Source organism: Microvirga aerilata, assembly GCF_016743775.1.
Lineage (GTDB): Bacteria > Pseudomonadota > Alphaproteobacteria > Rhizobiales > Beijerinckiaceae > Microvirga > Microvirga aerilata.
Genome location: NZ_JAEQMY010000054.1, coordinates 20,355 through 29,451 on the forward strand (window position 1 = coordinate 20,355; position 9,097 = coordinate 29,451).

Annotated in this window: 11 protein-coding genes and 1 pseudogene; 11 read left to right on the forward strand and 1 reads right to left on the reverse strand. The window is 62.5% G+C overall.

Annotation, left to right across the window (positions count from 1 at the left end; translation table 11 throughout):
* The first annotated feature begins 13 nt into the window (after positions 1-13).
* The 10 genes from JKG68_RS23385 (at position 14) to JKG68_RS23430 (ending at position 7,296) form a co-directional block, all read left to right on the forward strand.
* Complete coding sequence (locus JKG68_RS23385) at positions 14-697, forward strand: amino acid ABC transporter permease (RefSeq protein ID WP_202063753.1); 684 nt, start codon at positions 14-16, stop codon at positions 695-697.
* A 10-nt stretch (positions 698-707) separates the two neighbouring features.
* A complete protein-coding gene (locus JKG68_RS23390) occupies positions 708-1,376 on the forward strand; it encodes an amino acid ABC transporter permease (RefSeq protein WP_202063754.1) in 669 nt (222 codons plus the stop codon).
* A gap of 1 nt (position 1,377) precedes the next feature.
* Positions 1,378-2,133 (forward strand): amino acid ABC transporter ATP-binding protein, encoded by a 756-nt coding sequence (locus tag JKG68_RS23395; protein WP_202063755.1) that lies wholly within the window; start codon positions 1,378-1,380, stop codon positions 2,131-2,133.
* A gap of 35 nt (positions 2,134-2,168) precedes the next feature.
* Positions 2,169-2,960 carry a transporter substrate-binding domain-containing protein gene (locus JKG68_RS23400; RefSeq protein WP_376773197.1) on the forward strand — a complete coding sequence of 264 codons (792 nt, stop codon included), beginning with the start codon at positions 2,169-2,171 and terminating at the stop codon, positions 2,958-2,960.
* Positions 2,961-3,025: 65 nt separating this feature from the next.
* Positions 3,026-3,472 (forward strand): ribose 5-phosphate isomerase B, encoded by a 447-nt coding sequence (gene rpiB, locus JKG68_RS23405; protein ID WP_202063756.1) that lies wholly within the window; start codon positions 3,026-3,028, stop codon positions 3,470-3,472.
* Between the two features lie 28 nt (positions 3,473-3,500).
* Positions 3,501-4,415 (forward strand): ribokinase, encoded by a 915-nt coding sequence (locus tag JKG68_RS23410; protein ID WP_202063757.1) that lies wholly within the window; start codon positions 3,501-3,503, stop codon positions 4,413-4,415.
* 641 nt (positions 4,416-5,056) lie between these two features.
* On the forward strand, positions 5,057-5,545 hold the full coding sequence (locus JKG68_RS23415) for an Hsp20 family protein (protein ID WP_202063758.1): 489 nt from the start codon (positions 5,057-5,059) through the stop codon (positions 5,543-5,545).
* 73 nt (positions 5,546-5,618) lie between these two features.
* Positions 5,619-5,885 carry a hypothetical protein gene (locus JKG68_RS23420; protein WP_202063759.1) on the forward strand — a complete coding sequence of 89 codons (267 nt, stop codon included), beginning with the start codon at positions 5,619-5,621 and terminating at the stop codon, positions 5,883-5,885.
* A gap of 11 nt (positions 5,886-5,896) precedes the next feature.
* Complete coding sequence (locus JKG68_RS23425; RefSeq protein WP_202063760.1) at positions 5,897-6,289, forward strand: hypothetical protein; 393 nt, start codon at positions 5,897-5,899, stop codon at positions 6,287-6,289.
* An 812-nt stretch (positions 6,290-7,101) separates the two neighbouring features.
* On the forward strand, positions 7,102-7,296 hold the full coding sequence (locus JKG68_RS23430; protein WP_202063761.1) for a hypothetical protein: 195 nt from the start codon (positions 7,102-7,104) through the stop codon (positions 7,294-7,296).
* Positions 7,297-7,460: 164 nt separating this feature from the next.
* On the opposite strand, the gene JKG68_RS23435 is transcribed toward JKG68_RS23430, so the two are convergent.
* Positions 7,461-8,201: a hypothetical protein gene (locus JKG68_RS23435; protein ID WP_202063762.1), complete on the reverse strand. Its 741-nt coding sequence runs from the start codon at positions 8,199-8,201 to the stop codon at positions 7,461-7,463.
* 423 nt (positions 8,202-8,624) lie between these two features.
* Between JKG68_RS23435 and JKG68_RS23440 the strand changes: the two are divergent.
* Positions 8,625-9,097: pseudogene (locus JKG68_RS23440) on the forward strand (S8 family serine peptidase); the annotation flags it as partial.

Here is a 9,097-nt window from a genome sequence, read left to right on the forward strand (position 1 = left end):
CGGACCACCTGCGATGAACCTCAACCTGGATTTTGCCGCGATCCTCGAACGATGGCCAGCCTTCCTAGAGGGAGCGCTGCTCACCTTTCAACTCGCCTTCATCGCGACCGTGCTGGGTACAATCATCGGTGTTCTCGGCGCCATTGGGCGGCGCAGCAGCTACCCGGTCGTTGCGCGGATCTGCGGGATCTATGTTGAGGCGATCCGCAACACGCCGCTTCTGGTCCAGATCTTCCTTGTCTATTTCGGCCTCGCCAGCCTGGGGTTGAAGTTCTCCGCCTTCACGGTCGCGGCCGCGGCGCTCACGATCAATGTCGGCGCATACACGACCGAGATCATCCGCGCGGGCTTTGACGCCATTCCCCGCGGGCAGATCGAGGCCGCCGAAGGTCTGGCATTGTCCCGCGCCCAGATCTACTGGCATGTCGTCATGATGCCGGCGATCGAGAAGGTCTACCCGGCCCTGACGAGCCAGTTCGTGCTGCTGATGCTGGCCTCGTCCGTGACGTCCCAGATCTCGGCCGAGGAGCTGACGGCGGTTGCGAACTACATCCAGTCCGATACCTACCGCGCTTTCGAGACCTATATCCTCGTGGCTCTCGCCTATATCGTCCTGTCGCTGATCATGCGGGCTGTGTTCTGGCTTCTCGGCCTCGTGATTTTCCCGCGTCGTCGGCGCCTCGGCACCCCATTGTGAGGAGGAGAAGATGGGCGGTTCCCTCAATGCCAATCACCTGATGTTCCTTGGGTACGGAGCGCTTTGGACCATCGGCCTGTCGCTCATCGGCCTACTCGGCGGAGGCTTTGCTGGCTTCATCATCGCCCTCTGCCGCATCTCGCCGAGCCGGATCGTGCGGCTTCTGAGTGCCGGCTATGTTCAGCTCATCCAGGGCACGCCGCTTCTCGTCATCATGTTCCTGACCTATTTCGGCCTGCCGGCGCTTGGTGTGACCGTCTTTCCCCTCACCGCCGCCGGCGCCTCGCTCACGATCTTTGTCAGTGCCTACCTTGGCGAGATCTGGCGCGGCTGCTTCGAGTCGGTTCCGAGGCCGCAATGGGAAGCAGCCGAGGGACTCGCTCTCAGCCGGTCCCAGCGGATGATGAAGGTAATCCTTCCGCAAGCTGTTCGGATCGCGACGCCGCCGACCGTGGGCTTCATGGTGCAGATCATCAAAAATACCTCTTTGGCCTCGGTGGTCGGCTTCGTGGAGCTCGCGCGGTCCGGGCAGATCATCAACAACTCACTGTTCGAGCCATTCCTGATCTACACCATCATCGCCGTCATCTACTTCGCCCTCTGCTATCCGCTCTCGCGCTTCAGTCACCGGCTAGAAACGCGCGGCGGCCCGGCTCGCCTCGAACTTGAGACTGCCTGACATGCACAAGATCACCAGAACAGATACCGCTTCACCAGTCGTCGGCGTGTCGAACGTGCATAAGAGCTTCGGTGCGCTCAAGGTGCTCGACGGGGTGAGCTTCGATGTCAATCGCGGCGAGGTTCTCGTCCTCATCGGCCGCAGTGGCTCCGGCAAGAGCACTGCCCTGCGCTGCATCGACCGTTTCGAGACAATCGACAGCGGTGAGATCGTCGTGTGCGGCCATCGCGTCAGTGGCCCAAAACTCGACCTGCGGGCACTGCGCCAGGATGTCGGCATCGTCTTCCAGAGCTACAACCTGTTTCCTCACCTGACCATCGAGGAGAACATCACGCTCGCTCCCTGTTCCGTAAAGGGCATCTCGAAGGTTCAGGCAAAGGAGCAGGCGCGCCGGGTCCTTGCCCAGGTCGGCTTGGAAGACAAGCTCCACCAATATCCCGAACAGCTTTCCGGCGGCCAGCAGCAGCGTGCGGCGATTGCCCGCTCGCTCGCCATGCAGCCCAAGGTGATGCTGTTCGACGAAGTGACCTCGGCCCTCGACCCGGAGCTGACCGGCGAGGTTCTGAAGGTCATCGAGGCGCTCGCTGCGGACGGCATGACCATGGTGATGGTCACGCACGAGATGGGATTTGCCAGGGGGATCGCCAACCGGGTGGTGTTCATGCATCGCGGCAAAATCCATGAGACTGGCCCTGCCGCGATCCTGACATCGCCTGCAACTCCGGAACTCGCCCAGTTTGTTGGCACAGGGCTCTAAATGACAACCAGAACTTAGGGAGACCAACGATGATGATGAAGCGCCCGCTCTCTGCTGCCGCAGTTGCAATGACCTGCATGGTAGCACTCGGCACCACCGCAGCCCACGCCGACCTTCTCGACGACATCATGAAGGCGAAGAAGATCCGCATTGCGACCGACATGGCAATTCCGCCGTCCGGCATGATGGATGCCAATCTCAAGCCCACGGGATCGGACGTGGAAACCGCCCAGCTTCTCGCGAAGGATCTCGGGCTGGAGCTTGAGTTCATCCAGACCACCGGCGCGACCCGCATCCCGAACGTCCAGACCAACAAGGCGGATATCATCATCTCGACCCTCTCGGTCACGTCGGAGCGCGCCAAGGTGATCGATTTCACCAAGGCCTATGCGGCCTTGCAGTCCGTTGTTGGCTGCTTGAAGACCGTTGAGGCAAAGGGCTGGGATGACTTGAAGGGCAAGACCATCGCCGTCTCCCGCGGCACGACGCAGGATACCGAACTGACTAACATGAAGGATCGCAATCTCACCCTCGCCCGCTTCGACGATGATGCCACGATGGTGACGGCTGCCGTGTCGGGTCAGGCCGACTGCGTCGCGACATCGGCAACGATTGTGAACCAGATCGGAGTTAAGAACCCGGCCCGAGCTTTCGAGCCCAAGGTGCTCATCCGCACCTTCGACCTTGCCATAGGTGTCCGCAAGGGCGAGCCGCGCCTGGTCGAGAAGCTCAACGAGTGGATCTCAACCAATCTGAAGAACGGCAAGCTGAACGAGATCTACAAGAAGTTCCATGGCAGCGAGCTCCCGCAGGAGATGCGGAGCTAAATCCTGACAATTCGAGTGGTGCCCCGGCACCACTCGACCTGCAATCACCAAAGAAAGGTTTTCCAATGCGCGTCGTAATCGGGTCAGATCATGCCGGATGGCCCCTCAAGAATGCGGTGGTCGAGCACGTGCGGTCGCTTGGCCATGAGGTCGTCGATGTAGGCTCCTTCGATGACAAGCCCGTCGATTTCCCGGACATCGCCCGCGCACTAACCGAGAAGGTCAAGTCTGGCGAGGCCGAGCGCGGCATCATGGTCTGCGGCACGGGCGTAGGTGCGTCGATCGCGGCCAACAAGGTCAAGGGTATTCGCGCTGCTGTATGCCACGATATCCACTCGGCGCATCAGTCGGTCGAGCACGACGACGTCAACGTGATGTGCATCGGCGCCAAGATCGTCGGCTCCTGGCTCGCACAGGATCTCGTTGCCTCCTACTTGGAGGCAGAATTCTCCACGGATGAGGACTGCCGCCGACGCGTGGAAATGCTCCACGCCATGGATGCCGAAGGTTGAGGCCGGGCGGGGAAAGGGAGCGCGTGACATGATCCTCGTTTTCGGTTCGATTAACATCGATCTTGTCGCACGCGTGACCTCGATCCCGCTGCCCGGCGAAACTGTTCTCTCGCCGGGCTATGAGACGTTATTCGGCGGCAAGGGAGCGAACCAAGCGATCGCGGCGGCGCGGGTCTCTTCACTGGGTCGGGTGGCAATCACAGCCTGCGTTGGGAATGACGTTTTCGGTCGATCCGCTCGCGAAAACCTCATCCACAACGGTGTCGTGGCGGATTTCGTCGCAAACAGCACTGAACCGACTGGATGCGCTTTCATCACCGTCGATGAGCGCGGCGAGAATGCGATCACTGTCGCCAGCGGGGCCAACGCTTCTCTGACCGAGGCTCGGCTTATCGGCTTCGAGGCGGATAATTCAACGGTCGCGGTTTTCCAGATGGAGGTTCCTTTCCAGGCGTCCCTCCGTGTCGCGCAGCACGTGCGGGCGGCTGGCGGTCGCATCATTTGGAACCTCGCGCCAGCCCCGCCGCAATTTCCGGCAAGAGACCTCTCCCATCTCATTGGCTCCACTGATATCCTCATTGTCAACGAGCACGAAGCCATAGTGGCAGCCAGGATCCTTGGCTGTGAAACCACCGACTTCGAGGTTGCGGGATCCTATCTAGCAGAAAGCGGCTGCATTTGTATCGTTACAGCGGGCGCGCGCGGGGCCTTTGCGTTTCACCCTGATGGACGCTGCGAAACTGTTGAAGCGGAACGGATTCAGCCCGTCGACACGACTGGAGCCGGCGACACCTTCGTCGGCATCCTAGCCAACGGCATCGATGAAGCCCTCTCCTTCAGGACAGCTGTCAAGCGGGCCTGCCGCGGGGCGTCGCTCGCTTGCCTCGCCCACGGTGCTCAGGCCGGCATGCCGACGCGCGAGCAACTGTCCCGTGCCAGCTAGATTGCGCACCCAATTCTAAAGAACGGAAGCGATAGGTACAAACCGTCTTCCCGCCACGGGTCCCCAACGCCAAGAGCATGTAACTTCCTGTCAGAGGCCCGTCCGCTACTCTGGAGCAACAGGTCATTCTCGCCGCTCCTAAGGTCTGTAATGGGTCAGGAGCCGAGATTTCCTGCGCTTTCGGAATGTCCGGTTCGATGAGGATTGCTGCCTTCGAGCTAAGGTCTTAGGTGTGCCATATGCAGTCGTTCGGGGGATCGCATTTAGACGTGTCTGGCACCTGACGTTGCGACAGAAACTTTGGACAAAAAAGCTTAGCGGCGCGCCTTGCTCCCCTGTTCCGTACCCGTTCGACTTCACTCCATTAGCCCTCGGGCCAGGGTTCCTGGGTGGCTGCGCCGTAGCCACGAGCGCATCCCCTCACCATCAAGCCACAGCAGGATCACAATGGGCCGTGCGGTCCAACCGAGTGACCCGATAATCTTGGGCTCCTGGGCGTTGTGTCGGCAGGGTAGAGGGTCTTGACGACCAAAAATCCCATTCCTACCTTGATGGGCGCCAAGGCTCACACGAGCTTGGCACACGGGCGCCGGCGGTGTCCGGCGCTCTCGGATCCATGTTGCTCTCAAGAGGATGTGGCTATGAGAACCTTCGACGTTTCGCCCCTGTATCGCTCCACGGTCGGCTTCGACCGCCTGTTCGACATGCTCGATCAGACAGCCCGCGTCGAGCCCATGACTAACTGGCCGCCCTACAACATCGAGAAGGCTGGTGACGACCAGTACCGGATCACCATGGCGGTGGCAGGCTTCTCCCCGGCCGAGATCGAGCTCACCCAGCACGGCACCGCCCTGCTGGTGACCGGACACAAAGGCTCCGAGGAGGACAAGCAGTACCTGCATCGCGGCATCGCCACCCGCGCCTTCAAGCAGACCTTCAACCTTGCCGACCACGTAAAGGTGAAGGGTGCGAGCCTGGAAAACGGGCTGCTCACAGTCGACCTAGTGCGCGAGGTGCCTGAGGCCCTGAAGCCCCGCCGCATCGAGATCGCCACGACCAGTCAGCCTTTGATGGCGCAGGACAACGCCCAGCAGATCGAGCACGAGCCGCAGAACACCAGGGCCGCGTAAGCGAGCCGGCAGCAAAGAGCCTCGGGCGCCTCCTGCCCGGGGCTGAACCGTTTGCAGAACTCAGGAGGGATCCGTGCAGCAAACATTCAGAGACGACATCGCGAGCGAGTTTACGTTTTCTCGTCACAGGTCCAGTCACAGTTTCAAGTATCCACACCAGGTGCTCGGGGATGCGCTCCTGTCGAGAGGCGAGAAGCGGGCTTTGCTGGCCGAGTGGGCGTCGGACGCTTATGCGGTCGAGGGCCGGCCCGGGTGGCGGCAGATCCCCGGTTCCGGCGCCGTTGTCGTGATCGACGACGTCCTCGACGCCCTCAGGGCGCTGGACTACAGCCACAACTGACGGGGCGTGGGATGAAAACCGAGCCCTCCGTTCCTCGCACCCCAAGTGCCATCATCTGGTTGCCTTGGATCAATGCCAACAGCCATCGATGCGAAGTCGATGGCCTGCTCGACCTGGATCGTGCCCTGGTGACCCCCGCGTCCGTGTTCGCGTCACCCAGCGACGTGGTGCGTCATCCCTTTCTCGCCATTAATTGCAAGCGTGAGATCCTGTGGCGCTGGGCCTGGGACGAATACCTCCTCGACCTAGCGCTTGCCGATGGCATGCCCGAGGGCGAGCCACCACGTCTGCCAGAGGTGAAAGCAGCCTTGCGCCTGCTGAACATCGAGTGGAACCCGGATCCGGCCGCACCGGCGATGCCGATCCCGCAGTTCGAGCAGCACGAGCTTTGCCTGGCCGCCTGAGTTTAGGCTCCGTGTCTGAGCGCCCCAGCAAGCACCATGTTCCGTCCAGGGTCCTTCAACGATGGCGGGCCCTGGTTATTTGGAACATCCGGTTGCGCTTGCAGTCTTCGGGGCAGGAGGCGCCCCCCTGCGGAACTTGAGCCAGAACGAAATAGAACCCTGCGACAAAATCCTGTCTCAGGCTGCGCGCTGCTCCGCCGGAGCAATGCAGACCACGATCTGGCAACATATCAGCTACTTAGAACGGCAACCAAAGGACTCCAAGGGCATCACATGAGAGTTTTGGCATCCGAACTCCGATCGCTTCCTTGGGATCGTGGAAGGTCTGCACTGGGTCAGGCACTGACGATCACCCGACCTCCAGAAACGTCTACTGTTCCCGGCTAGGGCCGACACTCGGCTCACTTCCAAGAAGCGCCAAGAGCTGGCGTTAACCCAGGGCCTACGAAGGCAGCCATCCCGACCACTCCAAGCACCTCAGGCTCATTGCCAAGCTTGCGTCCGGAACAATAAGTGATTTGATTGCTTTTGTTCAACCTGGATACGCTAGAAGAGGTGTGATTCGGCGTTTCGTCTGGCACACCTGCGGGGCCATCTCGGCTGGAATACTTGGCTCCGCTACAGCTTACCAAAGCCGGAGTGCCGGTTGCGAGGGATGATCATGGCACGCTGGTGGCGACATATCCTCATTGCACTTGCAGGCACAGCCGCTGCCCTGCCTCTTCGGGTCCAGCTTGATCTCGGCCACGGTTCCTCCTTGCCTCTCATGAATGGATCGGCGTTCGCCAAGCCAGGCGGCGGATCCGGGAACAATGGAGACGGGGGCCGCGGCGGCAACGGTGGCGGGAATGGCAATGCTGGTGGAAACGCCGGCGGTGGTAATGGCAAAGGTGGCGGATCTGGCGGCGCCGGAAACCCTGGGGGCGGCAACGCTGGAGGCTCGGCCGGAGGTGCCGCAGGTAACGGGAACGGCGGCGGCAGGGGGAATGCCAACGGAGGCGGCTTAGGCGGCAGCGTTGGAGGTGGCCTAGGGGGCGGCTTAGGCGGTGGCCTTGGTGGTGGCGTCAGCGGTGGGCTTGGCGGGAATGCAGGCGGCGGCAGTGTCGGTGGGGCCTCTGGCGGGTCCCCCGGCGGAGGGGCTGGTCGCGGCAACAGCGGCGTGGGCGGGGTCTCAGGGGGCTTGGGAGGCGGCCTTGGTGGCGTTGGCGGCGGGATCGCAGGCGGCGCAGGTGTCGGTGGAGGGGCTGGTCGCGGCAACAGCGTAGGCGGTGGTGCCAGTGGCGCCCCGGGCGGGTCGGGAGGCGTCAGCGGTGCGCCAGGTCGTGGCAACGGCGGTGTCGGTGGAGCCGTTGGCGGCGGTCTCGGCGGTGGCGTCAGTGGTGGACCTGGGGGTGGCAGCAGCGGCGTCGGAGGCAATGTTGGCGGTAGTGTCGGCCGTGGCAACGCTGGTGTTGGGGGCGGCGTCGGTGTGGGGGGAGGTCCTGCTGGCGGACCCGGTCGCGGCGCTGGCGTCGGAGGCAGTGCTGGTGTCGGGGTTGGTCGCGGCAGCGGCGTCGCAGGTGGGATCGGTGGAGGCGTCAGCGGTGGGCCTGGTCGCGGCAACGGTCTCGGCAGAGGGAATGTGAGCGGCAGCGTCAGCGCAAGCAAGGACAGCAACAATTCTGGAGGCAACAGCGGCAAGGCCGGAGGCAAAAGCAAAAACGCTGGCAAAAACAGCGGCACGAAGGTGAGTGGAAGCAGCATCGTAGCCGGCGTCAGCGTCAAGGCAGCCAAGCCGGGACGCCGCAAGGATAAGGCCGGAGCGCAGAGTGCCACCGCTACCGTGAAGACTGGCGTCTCGAAGGCTGGTGGCGTGGGTATTGCCGCGAGCAACTCGGCCAGCTCCGGCAAGGCAGGTAACAGCAAAAGCCAACGGAGCACTGGCAAGGCATCGGCGAGCATCAGCAAAGTACCGGCGAACCAGGCCAAGGCCAGTGCCCCCGATCCGCAAACACCGAGCCAAGCCCAGGCTGTTGCTCCGACACCGGAAAGCATCAGCCCAGCACCAAAGGTTCAGACCACGCCTCCTGCATGGGACCTGCCAACATCCACCCAGACCCAAGCGGTCTCTCCCGCTCCGGCAAACACCAGTTCGACCCCGCCAAGCCATGGCGCAGCCCCCGCACCCGGCGAGCAACCATCAGGCCAGACCCAAGCAGCCTCCGGGACGCCAGCCTCATCACAGGCTTCAACCCAGACAGGGGCTGCACAAGCAAGTGCCCCCAATGTTGCTGAAGCTGTTGACGACCCCCGCCCCAAGCCACGCCAATCCACCAACTTCATCGTGGCCTCAGGCTTGTCTCGCGACGATCTAGCCCGGCTCACCGCCCAAGGCTTCCAGGTCGAGACCCAGACCCGCGGCAGTATCGCCTCACAGATCGTCAGACTGCGCGTTCCACAAGGCACTTCCCTGACCCAAGCCCGGCAAACGGTACAACTGGTCGACGCGCGCGCCTCAACCGATTTCGATCACTTCTACTATCTTGATGAGCACCTGGACACATGCACCGGCGCCGAGTGCCGGGCAACTGCCCTGGTGAGCTGGTCAGCGGCGCGTGCGACCCAATGCGGCCCGACGCCTGTCATCGGGTTGATCGACACGGGGATCAACCTCGACCACGATGCTCTCACCGGTCAGGCCATCGAGGTTGTGGATCGTCCTGCACCGCATGCCGACGCTTCCCTGCCCGAGCACGGCACCGCGATTGCCGCCCTCCTGGTGGGTCGTCCGGGAAGCTCAACACCTGGCCTCCTGCCGGAGGCGAAGCT

Excerpts from the sequence above, each read along its gene's own strand:
- JKG68_RS23415 (WP_202063758.1), top strand. The coding sequence starts at position 5,057 with ATGAGAACCTTCGACGTTTCGCCCCTGTATCGCTCCACGGTCGGCTTC.
- JKG68_RS23425 (WP_202063760.1), top strand. The coding sequence starts at position 5,897 with ATGAAAACCGAGCCCTCCGTTCCTCGCACCCCAAGTGCCATCATCTGG.
- JKG68_RS23385 (WP_202063753.1), top strand. The coding sequence starts at position 14 with ATGAACCTCAACCTGGATTTTGCCGCGATCCTCGAACGATGGCCAGCC.
- JKG68_RS23410 (WP_202063757.1), top strand. The coding sequence starts at position 3,501 with ATGATCCTCGTTTTCGGTTCGATTAACATCGATCTTGTCGCACGCGTG.
- JKG68_RS23395 (WP_202063755.1), top strand. The coding sequence starts at position 1,378 with ATGCACAAGATCACCAGAACAGATACCGCTTCACCAGTCGTCGGCGTG.
- JKG68_RS23400 (WP_376773197.1), top strand. The coding sequence starts at position 2,169 with ATGAAGCGCCCGCTCTCTGCTGCCGCAGTTGCAATGACCTGCATGGTA.
- rpiB (WP_202063756.1), top strand. The coding sequence starts at position 3,026 with ATGCGCGTCGTAATCGGGTCAGATCATGCCGGATGGCCCCTCAAGAAT.
- JKG68_RS23390 (WP_202063754.1), top strand. The coding sequence starts at position 708 with ATGGGCGGTTCCCTCAATGCCAATCACCTGATGTTCCTTGGGTACGGA.
- JKG68_RS23430 (WP_202063761.1), top strand. The coding sequence starts at position 7,102 with ATGGAGACGGGGGCCGCGGCGGCAACGGTGGCGGGAATGGCAATGCTG.